The following is a 16,295-nucleotide window of genomic DNA, read 5'->3' on the forward strand; positions in this document are numbered from 1 at the left end:
CTCTCCTACCATACAATCACTAATGTGATGATCGAACATCCTAAAGCAATCAGCCAAAAAATTGTATCGATCTTCCATTCCGACCAGCCACTCATTTCAAAATGGTGATGAATAGGCGACATTTTAAAAATCCGTTTACCAGTCAATTTGAAAGAAGCGACTTGCAGCATGACACTTGCTGTCTCAATCACATAGACAAGTCCGACAAGTAATAATGTCCATTCTTGGTGAAGCAGTATTGAAACTGCTGCTAAAAGACCGCCCAATGCAAGGGAGCCCACATCACCCATGAAAATTTTAGCTGGTTTACGATTGTAAGGGAAGAAGCCGATCAATCCTCCAATGACCGCTAAACAGACGATCAGGATATCGATTTGATCTTGACGCCAAGCAATGAGGCCATAAGTTGCAAATGAGATCGTACCGAGTCCAGCAACCAAGCCGTCAATCCCATCTGTTAAGTTGACGGCGTTTGAAAAGCCAACTAACCAAAAAATCACAAATGCGCCGTAAAAGATCGATAGCGGCAGCTCAAATCCAAAGAGATTCAAAACATTCGCATTGCCTTCTGATAAAAAGACCAGATAAAAGACAATCCCACCGATGATTTGTCCGATCAATTTTTGTAAAGAGTTTAAACCCATGTTGCGTTTCTTGAAAATTTTGATGAAATCGTCCAAGAATCCAAGCGCACCATAAACCAAGATAATAAATAACAAAATGAACAGCGATGCGGTCAACTGCTTTTGCCATGCGCCAACCCAAACTGCTGTGATCAATGCCGCAATCAAAAATACGAAGCCGCCCATTGTAGGAGTGCCAGCTTTGACATTGTGCCATTTTGGCCCTTCTCCTCGAATCTCTTGTCCGTATTTTTTCATTTGAAAATAGCCGATAAACAGCGGCATTGCAGCAGTAACGATTGCAAAACTACTGGCAAGTGGCAATATCATCTCTGTCCATTCCATAGTGTTCTCTCCCTATTCTTTTTCGCTCAATTTGAAGGTGATTGTTTGATCCGTGATTTCCTCATAAGGTGCAAGACTTTGGGAAACACAATACCCGTCGCCCTCAAATTTGACATCAACATCCAACATGTTGCCCAATTTGACTAAATCAGCTTTTGACCATGTGGTGGTGTCAGGCATATAAATTTTGTCACTATCCGTTAGCAAAAGAAGTCGTTCTCCTGGCAGTACTTTCGATCCACTGTCCACAGACTGATCGATAACTGTTTTTCCATCCCCTAATACTACAGGTGCTAGACCGATTTTTTGTACATCAGTTGCCGCGGTAGTTGTATCTAATTTACGATAATCATTGACGGTTACTTTCTGACTATTTTCTGTTGCTGTTTCTTCTAATGTTGCTTTCTTTAAATCCATCACGCGTTTCATCAACGGATTGGCGATTTTTGCCAATGCTTCGCTGTCGTGGTGTTCTGGTAATTTAATTGTTAGATAAAGAATGTACTCAGGGTCTTCTGAAGGAACCATTTCTACGATTGAGTACAAGTAATTGGAATCCCCAGATAAGTATTTCCCAGTTTTTGGATCAGCTACTTGGGCAGTCCCAGTTTTTGCTGAAATATTGTAACCAGGTACACTATAGACACCATACGCACTTCCGTAGTTTTCACTTTCTACCACATCACGCATATATTCTCGAACTTTCGTCGCTGCTTGTTCCGTGATAGGGTGTCCAACAACTTCTGGCTGTGTTACAGTCTCTTCACCTGTTTCATTGTCCACGATTTTGCTGATGTATTGCGGCTTGACCATCGTGCCGTTATTTGCGACTGCGGTAAAAGCCTGCATCATTTGAAAATTCGTCACACCGATTGCTTGACCAAATGAAGTCATTGCTTGACTGACCGGATTATTTTCCGGCATGATCCCAGTATTCTCATTTGGCAGACCCGAGTACGTACTGCGACCAAATCCAAACTGTTGCAAGTATTGTTGCCAACGGTCTGTCATTCGTTGTTCCAAAGTAACCATCCCAATATTACTTGACCAAGAAAGAGCTTGACGCATCGTCAATGTTCCTTTTTGACCAAAGTCCCAGTCATTGATTGTCGCATCATACAGTTTCAATCCATCCGGACTTGGTGTAAAAGTTTCATTTTCATCGAATATCCCTTGATCGATAGCAGCAGCTGTGGTTAAGACTTTCATGGTCGATCCTGGCTCATAGTTGTCTTCGACTAATAAATTCTGCCAGGTCTTGATGGTACTTAAATCATCAGGATCATAGGTTGGCCTTTGTGCCATCGCCTCGATTTCTCCTGTTTTTGCATTCATTAATGTGGCAGTCAGATCTTCTGGCTTGTATTCTTTGAACACTTTATCCATGAGCGTTTCTAAATAGCTTTGAATCCGGCTATCAATCGTTGTATAGATATCTTTGCCATCTACCGCTGCCACTGATTCTGCCACCGTTCCCGGTAGCGGGTTTTGATTGTTATCCTTTTGATAGACGATTTTCCCGTCTGTTCCGGATAATACATCATCATAAGCAGCTTCTAGACCAGTTTTTCCTACTAAGCCAGAAGAGTCGTTCTCCTCATTTTCTGCTAGAGCATAGCCGATAAAGTGAGAAGAGAAAATTCCATTAGGATACATTCTAGAAGGATGATCTGTAAAATAAAGGCCAGCGATTCCTTCTTTTTTCATTGCTTCTTCGATCGCTGTCTTTTTCTCCAGCGTCATTTTACTTCCTTGGCTACCGAATTCCACTTGCCAACGTTCTTCTTTTAGACCTTTTTCCAAAGTTTGCACAGCCTCATTCTGATCAATACCTAGTTGCTCATTCAGAATTTTGGCTAATTTATCAAAGTTCTTCTCTTCAGCATATAAATTCTTTTTCCCACTAACGTAGGATTTTGACAAAATAGCATAAACAGAATAAGAAGTTGCATCTTCTGCGATCGCGATCCCGTTGCGATCATAGATTGTCCCGCGTTTTGCTTTGACAACTTCGCTTCCTTGATAAAGGCTCTTGGTTTTCTCAGCCAATGAAGTACCTGCCACATTACCTACGATAACAATGTAGCTCAAACGCGTGACAAACAAAAAGAACAATCCAATACTCGTAGCAAAGAGAATAATACCTACTTTTTTGCGATTGTTCGTTGTAGTTTGATTTTTCTTTTTCAAGTATTGCTTGAATTTATCTGTTAGCTTCATTTAATCCACTTTCCTTAAATTGTCATCATCGATCGACAATCCATTATCCTCAGCAACCTTTTTGATACGCTCAGTTTTAGAAAGTTCGTTTCTTTCTTGCTCTAATTGTTCTGCTTGACTATTTTTTTCATTGATGTCTGATTGGATCAGTGAAATATCATGTTCGACTTGACTGATCGTAGTCCGAATATTGATCGTCAGGATCGCTAATGTCAAAACGGCAATGATCACAAATGCTGCAATCAGTTTTTCTAAATTAGAGATACTTTTTAACCGGCGAGCAGGAGATGCTGGTACACGGATAACCTCAGGACGCTCAGGTTCGCTTGGCAGCTGTTCAATTGTCGGTTCAGAGTGAGCATAAAACTCTTGTTCAGACGTTTCTTCAAATTCATAATCATGAACTTTTAGTTCTGCCATAATTGCTAACCTTCGCTTTCCTTCATTTTTTCCGCGATCCGCAGTTTAGCACTACGGGAACGATTGTTTTCAGATACTTCTTCTTCAGAGGGAAGAAGTGGTTTTCGAGTAATTAATTTTAGTACTGGTTGAAATTCTTCGGGGATGATCGGCAACCCTGGTGGCACATCTTTTGGGGTGCTGTAAGCTTTGAACGTAGACTTGACGATTCGATCTTCTAAAGAATGGAAAGTGATAACACTGATTCGTCCATTTTTTTCCAATAAATCGATGGCCTGTTCCAAAGATTCTTCAATGACACCTAATTCATCATTCACAGCAATCCGAATGGCTTGGAAGATCCGTTTGGCCGGGTGTCCGCCTTTGCGCCGCGCCGGAGCGGGAATCGCTGTTTTGATAATCTCGACTAATTCTCCAGTCGTTTCGATTGGTTTATTTGCTCGTGTCCGTTCAATTTCACGAGCAATTTGTTTTGAAAATTTTTCTTCTCCATAACGGAAAAAGATTTTTACAAGTTGGTGATAATCAAATTGATTCACTACCTCATAAGCAGTCAAAGCAGCCGACTGATCCATCCGCATATCTAATGGTGCATCCTGATGATAACTGAACCCACGTTCTGCTTCATCTAATTGCGGCGAAGAAACGCCTAAATCATACAACACACCACTTACTTGATCGACACCCTGTTGCTGCAAAGCTTCCTTTAAATAGCGGAAATTGCTTTTTATAAACGTGACCATTCCTTTAGCCACATAAGACGCTAAGCGTTCTTTGGCATGATCGATCGCTTTTTGATCTTGGTCAAATGCGTAGAGGTGTCCCTCTTCTGATAATTGGGACAATAAATATTCACTATGACCCGCTCCACCTAATGTACAATCGACATAGATTCCATCCGGACGAATAGCTAAACCGTCCACTGTCTCCTTCAACATTACGGTGTAGTGTTGAAATTCTGCCATGCGCTTTCCTCTTCCTATAAGCCAAAATCAATCATTGTTTCAGCAATTTCATCAAAATTTTCTTCTGCTTCAGTGGTAAATGCTTGCCAACGCGCTTCATCCCAGATCTCAATCCGGTTGGAAACGCCGATGATCACGCAGCTTTTCATAAGTGACGCGTGTTCACGCAAGGTTGCCGGAATATTGATACGACCTTGTTTGTCGATCTCGCACTCCGTGGCAGCGGAATAAAAGAAACGTACGAATGTCCGAGCATCTTTCTTCGCCAAGGGCATTTCGTTTAGTTTTTCTTCTAGTTTTTCCCATTCAGATAAGGGGTAGCCAAATAAACAGCCATCTAATCCACGTGTCACAACAAATTTTTCTCCGAGTTTTTCTCGCAGTTTTGAAGGAACGATTAGTCGGCCTTTTGCATCTATCGAATGTTGAAATTCACCCATAAACATCGATAAATAACCCCCGATCTCCACCTGATAATCACAGTCTACCACAATCCCCCACTTTCTACCACATTTAACGTGAAATTTAAAAGTGAAGTTCTTTGACTAATTTTTACCAAACGAAAAAACAGGAGTTTCTTTCTCTTAAAAAGTTTTTAAAAAAACTTTAAGCAGAAAAATCTCGATGGGATAAGGGTTCTCCCTGTCACAAATTACAAATACTTGACGATATTTAAAATGATCAAAACAACATGGAAAATCAATGTAAACAAAAAGATACTCCGCCAGTACATTTTGATGTATCTGCCATACTGGATTTCTTCGTAATAATACGCTTGAAAGACAGCTAAGAGAATCCCCAGTAATAAGATAGAAATCAAATAATAGGGAGTGATCGATTGCTCAAAGGTATTCTTTGATAACTGATGAATCCCAATCACCAAAAAAGGCACAGCTAAGTCGGGTGCCTTCAGTCCAAACCGTTCTTTCAAAGACAACGCAGAAACTAAAAATCTGCAAGCAAAAAAAACGACTAATGGAAAGATATACCAAAATAAAACAGCAGGCCCAAATCCAGACATACAAACAAATCCTTTCTAACAGCTAGTGTAACTATACTTTATTTTCTTTACATCTATGTTTCAGTTCGTTTAAAAATCCGCGGTCCAATAAGACAGTCTGCAATCTTTTACTTTCCTTACTCAAGCATCCTGCTTATTTTCTACTTATTTTTTCTCTATGTCTTTACTAATTAAAACAGAACAACCACCCTTCAACAAGAGAATCTTTGAAAAAACTTTTTGTGCTCTTGCAAAATATTCAAGATTTCTTAATTTATAAGAATAGCAGCTTGAGTTCTTTGGTAATTGGAGGTAAACTGTGACTAGAAATCAATCTAAAAGGTGGATCACGATGAACGAAAAAAAACCAAAAAGCACCTTTGCCAAAATCACTCAAGTAGTTATTTGGACAATGCTTATTTTGACAGTCGGGTCAGTTTTTCTGGCAGCCTACACAAGTATCATGAAATAATAAAAAACAGCAGTTGCATGAATCACCTTCTAACGTTGATCCAAAAAACAAACGTTAGAAGAGGTGCTTCAGCATTACTGCTGTTTTTTTGTTACCCAACTTTCACCTACGTTTACTAAATAGTTTCTATAGAAGCGGCGAAACAAGTCGTGCTAATCCCTCTTTGACCTTGATCAACAATCGGCGATTCCGGTATTTTTCCAAAGTCAATTCCTCTGAATCCTTGGAGTCAGCAAAAAATGCTTGGCGCGCTTCCTCAGCAACTTTTGCATCATAGACAACTGTATTGACCTCAAAGTCAAGTCGAAACGAACGAACATCAATATTCGCAGAACCAATCGAAACGACCCCACTGTCAACAATCATCGTTTTGGCGTGCATAAAACCTTTCTCATAAGTCTCTACCACTGCACCATAGGCTAATAACTCAGCAGCAAAAGAGTAAGTTGCCCAATAGACAAGTGGATGATCTGGTTTATTAGGGATCTGTAAATGAACAGAAACACCGGACAAAAGTGCCAGTTTCAAGGCATTGTGGATCGATTCATCAGGAATATAATAGGGAGTTTGAATCAAAATTTCTTTTTTGGCTAAATTAATCATCTTCAAATAAGTTATCTTTATCTCTTCGTGTTCTGAATCAGGACCGCTAGTCACTACCTGTGCAGCAATCGTTCCGTTTGTTTCGATCATTGGAAACAACGCTGCTTCATATTTGATTTCGATAGCATGTTGTGAATTCCAGTCCATCAAAAACCGGTTTTGTAGTGAGTAAACAGCTGGTCCTAAAATTCGCAGATGATTATCCCGCCAATAACCAAATTTTTCTACCTCACCTAAATATTCATTTCCAACATTGAAACCCCCGGTATAACCAATCTTGCCGTCGATCACGACAATTTTCCGATGATTGCGATAATTGATCCGAGGATTGAGATAAGGAACGAACAACGGGAAAAAGAACGCAACTTGACCGCCATGAACCCGTAATTCATCGAAGAATTTCAGTGAAACCTGGGTGCTGCCCCAAGCGTCCAAAAGCACACGGACTTTCACTCCTCGTTTGGCTGCACGGATCAAAGCATCTCGTACTTCTCCCCCCAATGTATCACTGCGATAAATATAATATTGCATATGGATATGATCTGTGGCGCCTTCAATATCTTTGAGTAATGCATCAAATTTTTTTCGGCCATCTTTATAAAGAGTCATTTCATTTGTAGTGGTATATAACGACTGACCATAGATCGTCAATAAATAAACGAGCTGTTTGACTTCTACTTGCGCAGTGGGCGGATGGGGATAAAGATTCCGCTGCAACGCTTGCTTTTGCTCTTCCAGCTCCACGTTCAAACCAATTTTGGCTTGTGTCCTCAAATCGAAAATTTTTTCTTTGGAGATTCCGCGGCCAAAGAAAAAATAGAGTACAAATCCCACGACTGGTATAAACAATAAAACAAGCAACCACGCCCATGTCTGAGCCGTTTGCCGTCTTTCTCTAAAAATAATCACAATCGACAACAAAATGTTCACGAAGAAAATGATCGTGAACAGGTTATCCATAACTAACATACCAACCCTCACCTCTCCTAAAAGAATAGCGAACTTGCAGTCTAAAGTAAAGGTGTCGGCAAATGAAAAACAGACCTGCTAGTCAGCAGATCTGTTTCAATAACACGTTCTACGCTTTTAAGAAACGGCGCATTGAGATGATCGATCCTAATGAACCAATCACGATTCCGATCAGAGCCATGACACCACAAACTTGCAGTAGAAACTGATTTGGTGCAATCAAACTATAATTGGAACGTAGCAGTGCTGGATTGACTAACAAGTAAACTTGGTGATAACCAAAATACATAATAGCGATAGGGACAATTGATCCCAGCAATCCGATCCAGCCGCCTTCTAAGAAGAAAGGCCAGCGAATGTAACCATTTTTAGCACCTACCAGACGCATAATTTGAATCTCTCTTTGACGAGACAAGATCGTGATCCGAATCGTATTTGAAATCAAGAACATTGCCACAAAGATCAATAGGATAGCAGCCCCAAGTCCCCAAGTACGAACCGCAGCTGATAGAGCAAAGATCTTGTCAGAAGAATCGCCACCATAGTCTGCTTTGAAAACATTTGGCAATTCTCCAGCTTGTTTTGCAATTTTTTTCGTGTATTCAGGATCTGTGGCACTAACAACGTATACGTTATAAAGCGGATTGCTGTCCCCTTCGAATAAGTTCCAAGAATCCCCCATCGCATCCTGAATTTTTTTCAATTCATCATCACGACTCGAAAAACGAACGTCTGAAACATTCGGTAATTCTTTAAGCGATTGTTCCAAAGTATCCATGTCTTTTTGTTCTGTTCCGATATCCACAAAGACAGAAACATCCACATTCTTACGGATGTCTTCGGCTAACTTCGTTGCATTTAAAATAACACCCAAAAAGATACCGACTAACGTCAACGTGATCGTGACTGCACTGAGTGACGCGATCGTCATCCAGCCGTTTCGTTTTAAACTTTTAATACTCTCAAGGAGATGACGGAAAAACGTTCTAATCATCGTAACCATATTCTCCTTCCGCTTGGTCGCGAATGATCCGACCATTTTCAATTGCGATTACACGGTGACGAATCGTATTGACGATCGTGCTATTGTGTGTCGCCATCACTACTGTTGTTCCTTGTGCATTGATCCGATCCAACAACTTCATGATCTCCCAAGAATTCTCAGGATCTAAATTTCCTGTTGGTTCATCTGCAATCAATACTTTCGGGGTATTCACGATTGCTCGTGCAATAGAAACCCGTTGTTGCTCTCCGCCTGAAAGCTCACTTGGGAAGACTCGTACTTTGTGTTTCAATCCTACAAGGTCCAATACTTCCATTACCCGTTTTTTGACCTCCCGAGGCTTGCGGCCAATAACTTGCATCGCATAAGCGACATTCTCATAAACCGTTTTTCGCGGAAGCAATTTATAATCTTGGAAAACAACACCGATTTCGCGGCGCATCAATGGCACTTCGCGATTCTTGATCGTCAACAGGTCATACCCTGCTACATTAAGAACACCCTTCGTTGCTTTTTCTTCACGATACATCAATTTGATAAAGGTCGATTTCCCTGCACCGGAAGGTCCGACGACATAAACAAACTCACCTTGATCAATTGAAATCGAAAGATTACGGATAGCAGTCGTACCATTAGAGTACTTTTTCATTACTTCTTTCATTTCAATCATGCAGCTATCTCTCCATCTCACTTTTTTTCATACTGGCTTATTATAGCATGAATATATTTCACAATGCTTTCAACAGATTACAATTATATTTCAATCTGTTTAATAGCCCAGTATAGTTATTTTTGATTTAATTTCAACTTGAGGTAGGCATCGATAAAGCCGTCTAAATCACCATCCATTACTGCTTGTACATTTCCTGTTTCAAAGTTAGTCCGGTGATCTTTGACCATGGAATACGGATGAAAGACATAGGAACGAATTTGTGAACCCCAACCGATTTCCATCTGTTCTCCGCGAAGCGCTGCAGCTTCCTGTTCTTTCTTTTCTACTTCTAGTTGATAAAGTTTTGCTTTCAACATTCCCATTGCTTGTTCCCGGTTTTTCAACTGCGAACGTTGTGCTTGACTAGCCACTACGGTACCAGTTGGAATGTGCGTGATTCGTACAGCAGACTCCGTCTTATTGATGTGCTGACCGCCCGCACCGCTCGCTCGATAAGTATCGATTTTCAAGTCATCACTATTGATTTCGATATCAATCGCACCATCTAGCTCTGGCATGACATCTACCGAACAAAAAGAGGTATGCCGTCTTTTGGCTGAATCAAATGGTGAAATCCGAACTAAGCGATGGACGCCTTTTTCTGATTTCAAATACCCATAAGCATTATGGCCTTTGATCAACAAAGTGACACTCTTGATTCCGGCTTCGTCTCCTGCCTGATAGTCCAATGTTTCGACTTGGTATCCATGTTGCTCGCAAAAACGAGTATACATCCGCAACAACATACTGCCCCAATCTTGGGACTCGGTGCCGCCAGCACCTGGATGCAGTTCGATGATTGCATTGTTTCGATCATATGGTTCATCTAACAGCATAGACAGTTCATAAGTTCCCATTTTTTCATTCAAAGCTTGGATACGTTCTGCTAGTTCTGCTTCCATTTCTGCATCTGGTTCTTCTTGGATCATTTCCAAAAGAACTTCCAACTCTTCAAATTCTTCTGCCAATTGATTGAACTGATCGTAGGTTTCTTTATTAGCATTGTTCTCGTTGATCACCTTCTGTGCTTGCTCAGAATCATCCCAAAACGTAGGGTCCGCCATCTGGTGTTCTGCTTCAGCGATTGCCTCTTCTAACTGATCTAAGTCAAAGAGACCCCCTAAAACTATTTATTTTTTCATTCATTTGATTCAATTGATTCCGGATATCTGCGATTTCCATTTGAATTCCTTCTTTCTTCACGCGTATTGTAAATGAACGGAAAAGGCTGGACAAGAAAAGCTGCCAGCCTTTTTCCTAACGTATCAATTCTTCTATTTTTTGCCGTGACAGTTTTTGAATTTTTTGCCACTGCCGCAAGGACACGGATCATTACGGCCAACATTTTTGAAACTAGGATCTTCTTCTGGGACTGTTTCAGTTTCTTGAGCTTCTCCTTGAGCGACTTGTTCTCGTTGTACATTTTGGCGAATCTCGGCTTTCATAAACAAGCGTGTCACTTCATATTCGATCGCTCCCACCATATCTTCAAACATGTTGTATCCTTCAGTTTGGTATTCAACCAATGGATTGTTCTGCCCATATGCCCGCAGACCGACTGACTGTCTTAATTGGTCCATCGCATCGATATGGTCCGTCCATTTCGTATCCACCACTCGCAGAATAACTACTTTTTCAAATTCTAACAATTGTTCTTGACTGTTTAATTGGGCTTTTTTCTGCTCGAAAACTTCTTCTGCCCGTTGATAGAGATAGTCTTTGATTTCTTGTGGTTTTTTGCCTTTGATATCATCAACAGAGATGGAATCTTCATGCACTAAAGCATTTCCGGCAAAGTCGACGATCCCTTCATAATTCCAATTGCTTTCTTCTAATTGGGTATGGCTATCGACAACTCGTTCAATCGATCGTTTGACCATATTCATCAATGTTTGTGAAAGATCCTGCTCTTCCATGATGACTTCTTGACGTTGACCATAGATGACTTCCCGTTGCTCACGCATAACATCATCGTATTGCAAAACGTTTTTCCGGGTATCGTAGTTGTTACCTTCTACTCGTTTTTGCGCAGATTCTACTTGTTTAGACAACATCTTACTTTGAATCACGGCATCTTCTTCATCAATCTTCATCCGATCCAAGAACACTTTGATCCGCTCAGAACCAAACCGTTTCATCAAATCATCTTCCAACGAAAGATAGAATTGAGAAACCCCTGGGTCTCCTTGACGCCCAGAACGTCCTCGTAATTGGTTATCAATCCGGCGAGATTCATGACGTTCCGTACCGATGACCGCTAATCCGCCTAATTCAGCAACACCTAAGCCTAATTTGATATCTGTTCCCCGACCAGCCATGTTCGTTGCGATCGTTACAGCACCTTTTTGTCCTGCGTTCAGAATGATTTCAGCTTCTTTAAAGTGATTTTTGGCATTCAGTACTTCATGAGGGACTTTCTCTCTATCCAACATGCTTGAAAGCAGCTCGGAAGTTTCTACAGCTACTGTACCAACAAGAACTGGTTGCCCTTTACGATGCCGTTCTTTGATATCTTGCACCACTGCGTGGAACTTGCTTTCCAGCGTTGGATAAAGTAAATCTGCACGGTCATCACGAACGATTGGTCGATTGGTCGGAATCTGAATGACTTGCATATTGTAGATTTCACGAAACTCTTCTTCTTCTGTTTTTGCGGTACCAGTCATACCAGAAAGTTTTTTGTACATCCGGAAATAGTTCTGGAAAGTGATTGTAGCCATCGTTTTGGTTTCATCTTCGATCTCAACATTTTCTTTTGCTTCGATCGCTTGGTGCAATCCGTCAGAATAACGACGTCCATCCATGATCCGTCCAGTAAACTGGTCGACGATCAAGACTTTGCCTTCTTGTACGACATAGTCGATATCGCGGATCATGATATAATTCGCCCGCAACGCTTGGTCCATATGATGGGTCAACGCTGTATTTTCGATATCATACAAGTTTTCCAAGCCAAATGTTTCTTCGGCTTTCTCGATCCCTTTTTCAGTCAATCCAATTGTTTTTGATTGGATGTCGATTTTGTAATCTTCTTCTTCTTTTAATCGTTTCACAAAATTATCGACCCGATTGTATAGTGCAGTCGATTTTTCTGCTTGTCCAGAAATAATCAATGGTGTTCTGGCTTCATCGATCAAGATTGAGTCGACTTCATCGACGATGGCATAATTCAATGGCCGTTGAACCATTTGATGGTGGTAAACCACCATATTGTCGCGTAAATAGTCAAAGCCTAGTTCATTATTCGTACTGTAGGTGATATCACAGGCATATGCAGCCCGTTTTTCTTCTGCTGTCTTCGAATTGATGTTTAACCCAACAGTCAATCCTAAGAAATTATATAACTCACCCATTTCTGTAGAGTCACGGGTTGCCAAGTATTCATTGACCGTTACAACGTGTACACCGGCACCACTTAACGCATTCAAATAAACCGGCAATGTCGCAGTCAAGGTTTTTCCTTCACCGGTACGCATTTCAGGGATATTTCCGTCATGAAGCACGATCCCCCCCATTAATTGGACATGGTAAGGATACAGCCCTAAGACGCGTTTTGCCGCTTCGCGAACCACAGCAAAGGCTTCTGGCAATAATTGGTCTAACGTTTCACCTTGTTGAAAACGACCGCGAAATTCATCTGTTTTTTCGCGCAATTGTTCGTCAGATAAAGCGGCCATTTCGTCCGCATGAGATTCAACTTGTGAAGCAATATGGTCAAGACGTTTTAATTCTTTTTTATCATTCTCGATTAATTTTCTAAAAAAATTGGCCATGCCTATATAATTCTCCTTTTATTTCTACTTTTCCTAACTGGAAACTCTCCTAACTATTTTATCACTAGTTCATCATAAAGGAAATATTTTTCGGCGCAGTTCATGTTTCTCCATGATTTTTTTAACTCTTTTTTTCTTTTTTCAATTGCTTTAAATAGATTTCTTTTACGCCCATTGCTTCTTGTGTCCAACTCTACTTCTCTTGCTCCTTAAAACAATCTCCGAAACAGAAAGCAATCGTTTGCTTTACAACTGACGGAAAAATGATCTGCCACATTTTCATTCGCTTTTCAAATGTGAATAGAATAACTAAGTTATTTCCTGAAAATTTCGACTTTATCATTCTAATTGTAGAAAGGTTTTGTGTTAGACTGATTCTTAATTTTTCTTTTAAGCAATAGAAAACTAAAAAAGTTGTTCATTTTCTGCTTGACTATTATTGCAATCGATTGCATAATTAGGTCTGTAAACGCAAACAATTAATTTTTAGGAGGAACAAGAATGAAGGTAGATGTAAAACGATTACTTATTGGGGGAAGTATTTTAAGCTTGTCTGCAATCGTACTAGGCGCTTGTGGCAACAGCAACGACGATGCTGCTTCAAGCAATGGCAGTGCCGCGGAGTCTAGTGCAAAAGTCGAAGGTGATATTAAATTATGGGTAGATACCGAACATATTGATGCCTTACAAGGGCAAGTCGACAAATTTGAAAAAGAGTATCCTGATGTAAAAGTAACAGTTGCAGCTGGCTCTTCTGCCGATGCCAAAGCAGACGTCTCAAAAGACCCTGAACAAGCAGCCGATGTATTCATGATGCCTCATGACCAAGTAGGACAAATGGCTGAAGCTGGTCTGATTTATCCAATCGGCGATAAGCAAGCAGCAACAATCAAAGATACGAACGTGGAAGCAGCAGTTGATGCCGTGACTTGGAAAGACAAAATTTACGGCTATCCTTACGGTGTTGAATCTCAAGTGCTTTATTACAATACTTCTACATTGACAGCAGATGATGTAAAAACTTGGGAAGGATTGACTTCCGCTGGAAAAATCGGTACCAACTTTGCAGAAGACGGTGCAAACTACATTTTTGGCCCTCTATTTATGAGCAACGGAAATGTTCTTTATGGAGAAGACGGTGAAGATATTAATGGAACCAATTTCAACAACGAAGCTGGTGTTGAAGTCTTACAATGGATCGCCGATCAAAAAAATAATAGCGGTGTCCTTCAAGCCAGTGAATCCGCGTTGTCTGATTTGCAATCTGGAAAATCAGATGCCTTCCTTTCAGGTCCTTGGTCAAAAAATGACGTAGAAAAAGCGCTTGGAGACAACATGGGTGTTGCCGCCTATCCAACAATCGACTTCGGCAGTGGTGCGAAACAAATGAAAGCTTTCTTAGGTGTAAAACTTTATGCTGTCAACCAACAAACCGAAGCGCCATTAGCAGCTATGGCTTTAGCAGAATATTTAAGCAACCAAGAAACACAAGAAATCGAATTTACTGAAAACGGCGTTGTCCCTTCAAATAAAGATGCACAAGAATCTGATGCAGTAAAAGCTGATGCAGTAGCAAAAGCTGTGATGGAAATGTCTGATGCAGAACACTCTGTCGTAATGCCTAAATTGCCTGAGATGGTTTCTTTCTGGCCACCAATGGATGCGTTAATCAACGATACCTATAAAGGTCAAATCAAACCAGATCAGTTCCAAGATAAACTCGATAAGTTTGTTTCCGATATTTCAAAAGTAACCGAATAATCAACAACACATCACTATACATGACAAAGGGAAAGCCTGCTTTCCCTTTTCTAGTTAATTACGAAAGCAAGGTGAGAGGATATGTTCAGGAAAAAACATGCGTCGCATATCACTTTTAGAGAATTATTCAAAAAAGGCGATCTAGCGACAAAGCTATCTTTTATTTTGATGGGAAGCGCCAATTTCGCCAATAAACAATGGCTGAAAGGAATTATTTTCATCGTATCACAAGTTGGTTTTATCGCTTGGTTCATAAGAAATGGTTTCCACGCTCTTCTGATGCTGCAAACATTAGGAACACAAAAACAAGGGTTGGTCTATAACGAAGCACTTGGTATTGAAATCTTGCAAAAGGGTGACAATTCAATGCTCTTATTGCTTTTCGGTATTGCTTCCCTGCTCGTTTGTGCACTCTTGATTATTCTCTATATCATTAATTTGAAAAGCGCCCGTCATTTGTACGAATTAAAACAACAAGGACTTAAAATCCCTACAACACGCGACGATTTACATAGTCTGGTGAACGAACGCTTTCATGCAACATTGATGACAATCCCATTGATTGGTGTCTTATTTTTTACTATCTTACCGCTCTTATATATGATTTCGATTGCCTTCACCAATTATGATCACAAAAATTTACCCCCAAAAAATCTGTTTACTTGGGTAGGATTGAAGAATTTCTCTAATGTCATCACTGGTGATATGGCGTCCACCTTTTTCCCAGTACTAGCTTGGACATTGACATGGGCTGTACTCGCAACGATCACTTGTTTCTTCTTCGGCGTGATCTTAGCCTTATTGATCAACGCGAAAGGGATCCGTTACAAAAAATTGTGGCGCACCATTTTTGTTTTGACGATGGCAGTTCCTCAATTCGTGTCACTTTTGATCATGCGTAACTTACTAAACGGTTCTGGTCCGATTAACTCACTCTTACTGAATTGGGGATGGATCTCTTCTTCGATCCCGTTTCTGACCGATCCTTTCTTTGCGAAAGTCAGCATTATCTTTGTGAACATGTGGATCGGGATTCCAGCAACGATGCTTGTAACAACAGGAATCTTACAAAATCTTGATCAGGAACAACTAGAAGCAGCCGAAATCGATGGCGCCAATAAATTCCAAATTTTCCGCTCCATCACATTTCCTCAGATATTGTTTGTAATGATGCCCGCATTGATTCAACAGTTTATCGGCAACATCAACAACTTTAATGTTATTTTCTTATTGACTGGCGGCGGCCCATCTAACTCTAATTTCTATGGTGCTGGCTCGACCGATCTGTTAGTAACGTGGCTGTACAACTTGACAGTCAACACGATGGATTACAATTTAGCTTCCGTAATCGGTATCTTGATCTTTATCTTATCTGCTGTCTTTAGCCTGTTTGCGTACACGCGAACAAATTCTTATAAGGAGGGGTAAC

14 protein-coding genes are annotated in these 16,295 nt (G+C 40.6%); 3 read left to right on the forward strand and 11 right to left on the reverse strand.

Annotation, left to right across the window (positions count from 1 at the left end):
* Positions 1–5: 5 nt before the first annotated feature.
* The 6 genes from mraY to ACTFWY_RS10215 all read right to left on the reverse strand — a co-directional run bounded on the left by mraY (position 6) and on the right by ACTFWY_RS10215 (position 5,594).
* The gene (mraY, locus tag ACTFWY_RS10190) at positions 6–968 is read right to left on the reverse strand and encodes a phospho-N-acetylmuramoyl-pentapeptide-transferase (RefSeq protein ID WP_005471888.1); all 963 of its coding nucleotides are present in this window, start codon (positions 966–968) and stop codon (positions 6–8) included.
* A gap of 12 nt (positions 969–980) precedes the next feature.
* Positions 981–3,188 carry a penicillin-binding transpeptidase domain-containing protein gene (locus tag ACTFWY_RS10195; RefSeq protein ID WP_041119492.1) on the reverse strand — a complete coding sequence of 736 codons (2,208 nt, stop codon included), beginning with the start codon at positions 3,186–3,188 and terminating at the stop codon, positions 981–983.
* The gene (gene ftsL / locus ACTFWY_RS10200; protein WP_003127633.1) at positions 3,189–3,608 is read right to left on the reverse strand and encodes a cell division protein FtsL; all 420 of its coding nucleotides are present in this window, start codon (positions 3,606–3,608) and stop codon (positions 3,189–3,191) included.
* Positions 3,609–3,613: 5 nt separating this feature from the next.
* Entirely contained in the window at positions 3,614–4,573 is a 960-nt protein-coding gene (gene rsmH / locus ACTFWY_RS10205; protein WP_041119495.1) for a 16S rRNA (cytosine(1402)-N(4))-methyltransferase RsmH, read from the reverse strand.
* Between the two features lie 14 nt (positions 4,574–4,587).
* Positions 4,588–5,019: a division/cell wall cluster transcriptional repressor MraZ gene (gene mraZ / locus ACTFWY_RS10210; RefSeq protein WP_003127631.1), complete on the reverse strand. Its 432-nt coding sequence runs from the start codon at positions 5,017–5,019 to the stop codon at positions 4,588–4,590.
* Positions 5,020–5,225: 206 nt separating this feature from the next.
* Complete coding sequence (locus ACTFWY_RS10215; protein WP_003127630.1) at positions 5,226–5,594, reverse strand: DUF3397 domain-containing protein; 369 nt, start codon at positions 5,592–5,594, stop codon at positions 5,226–5,228.
* A gap of 331 nt (positions 5,595–5,925) precedes the next feature.
* Here ACTFWY_RS10215 and ACTFWY_RS10220 point away from each other — a divergent pair, with 331 nt between their 5' ends.
* Positions 5,926–6,045: a DUF4044 domain-containing protein gene (locus ACTFWY_RS10220; RefSeq protein ID WP_005471881.1), complete on the forward strand. Its 120-nt coding sequence runs from the start codon at positions 5,926–5,928 to the stop codon at positions 6,043–6,045.
* Between the two features lie 126 nt (positions 6,046–6,171).
* On the opposite strand, the gene cls is transcribed toward ACTFWY_RS10220, so the two are convergent.
* The 5 genes from cls to secA form a co-directional block, all read right to left on the reverse strand.
* Positions 6,172–7,617: a cardiolipin synthase gene (gene cls / locus ACTFWY_RS10225; protein ID WP_003127628.1), complete on the reverse strand. Its 1,446-nt coding sequence runs from the start codon at positions 7,615–7,617 to the stop codon at positions 6,172–6,174.
* A gap of 109 nt (positions 7,618–7,726) precedes the next feature.
* Positions 7,727–8,611: a permease-like cell division protein FtsX gene (gene ftsX, locus ACTFWY_RS10230; protein WP_003127626.1), complete on the reverse strand. Its 885-nt coding sequence runs from the start codon at positions 8,609–8,611 to the stop codon at positions 7,727–7,729.
* Positions 8,604–9,290, reverse strand: a complete 687-nt coding sequence (gene ftsE, locus ACTFWY_RS10235) for a cell division ATP-binding protein FtsE (protein WP_005471877.1) — start codon at positions 9,288–9,290, stop codon at positions 8,604–8,606. Before ftsE ends, ftsX begins: the two co-directional genes overlap by 8 nt.
* Positions 9,291–9,406: 116 nt before the next feature.
* Positions 9,407–10,514, reverse strand: a protein-coding gene (gene prfB / locus ACTFWY_RS10240) for a peptide chain release factor 2 (RefSeq protein ID WP_103300934.1) whose coding sequence is annotated in 2 segments (ribosomal slippage) — positions 9,407–10,441 and positions 10,443–10,514 — 1,107 coding nt in all. Because the reading frame shifts where the segments join, the coding sequence is not laid out codon by codon here.
* Positions 10,515–10,606: 92 nt separating this feature from the next.
* Entirely contained in the window at positions 10,607–13,105 is a 2,499-nt protein-coding gene (secA, locus tag ACTFWY_RS10245; RefSeq protein ID WP_439926796.1) for a preprotein translocase subunit SecA, read from the reverse strand.
* 501 nt (positions 13,106–13,606) lie between these two features.
* On the opposite strand from secA, the gene ACTFWY_RS10250 reads away from it, so the two are divergent.
* On the forward strand, positions 13,607–14,866 hold the full coding sequence (locus ACTFWY_RS10250; protein ID WP_060813454.1) for an extracellular solute-binding protein: 1,260 nt from the start codon (positions 13,607–13,609) through the stop codon (positions 14,864–14,866).
* An 81-nt stretch (positions 14,867–14,947) separates the two neighbouring features.
* Positions 14,948–16,294, forward strand: a complete 1,347-nt coding sequence (locus ACTFWY_RS10255; protein WP_003127621.1) for a carbohydrate ABC transporter permease — start codon at positions 14,948–14,950, stop codon at positions 16,292–16,294.
* Position 16,295 lies beyond the last annotated feature (1 nt).

It is taken from the genome of Enterococcus sp. 125944 (assembly GCF_051909435.1).
Classification (GTDB): domain Bacteria; phylum Bacillota; class Bacilli; order Lactobacillales; family Enterococcaceae; genus Enterococcus_D; species Enterococcus_D gallinarum.

Bases quoted from the DNA above. Each gene is read 5' to 3' on its own strand.
- ACTFWY_RS10250 (WP_060813454.1), top strand. From the start codon at position 13,607: ATGAAGGTAGATGTAAAACGATTACTTATTGGGGGAAGTATTTTAAGC.
- ACTFWY_RS10255 (WP_003127621.1), top strand. From the start codon at position 14,948: ATGTTCAGGAAAAAACATGCGTCGCATATCACTTTTAGAGAATTATTC.
- mraZ (WP_003127631.1), bottom strand. From the start codon at position 5,019: ATGTTTATGGGTGAATTTCAACATTCGATAGATGCAAAAGGCCGACTA.
- ftsX (WP_003127626.1), bottom strand. From the start codon at position 8,611: ATGATTAGAACGTTTTTCCGTCATCTCCTTGAGAGTATTAAAAGTTTA.
- ftsL (WP_003127633.1), bottom strand. From the start codon at position 3,608: ATGGCAGAACTAAAAGTTCATGATTATGAATTTGAAGAAACGTCTGAA.
- ACTFWY_RS10195 (WP_041119492.1), bottom strand. From the start codon at position 3,188: ATGAAGCTAACAGATAAATTCAAGCAATACTTGAAAAAGAAAAATCAA.
- ACTFWY_RS10220 (WP_005471881.1), top strand. From the start codon at position 5,926: ATGAACGAAAAAAAACCAAAAAGCACCTTTGCCAAAATCACTCAAGTA.
- ftsE (WP_005471877.1), bottom strand. From the start codon at position 9,290: ATGATTGAAATGAAAGAAGTAATGAAAAAGTACTCTAATGGTACGACT.
- ACTFWY_RS10215 (WP_003127630.1), bottom strand. From the start codon at position 5,594: ATGTCTGGATTTGGGCCTGCTGTTTTATTTTGGTATATCTTTCCATTA.
- mraY (WP_005471888.1), bottom strand. From the start codon at position 968: ATGGAATGGACAGAGATGATATTGCCACTTGCCAGTAGTTTTGCAATC.
- cls (WP_003127628.1), bottom strand. From the start codon at position 7,617: ATGTTAGTTATGGATAACCTGTTCACGATCATTTTCTTCGTGAACATT.
- secA (WP_439926796.1), bottom strand. From the start codon at position 13,105: ATGGCCAATTTTTTTAGAAAATTAATCGAGAATGATAAAAAAGAATTA.
- rsmH (WP_041119495.1), bottom strand. From the start codon at position 4,573: ATGGCAGAATTTCAACACTACACCGTAATGTTGAAGGAGACAGTGGAC.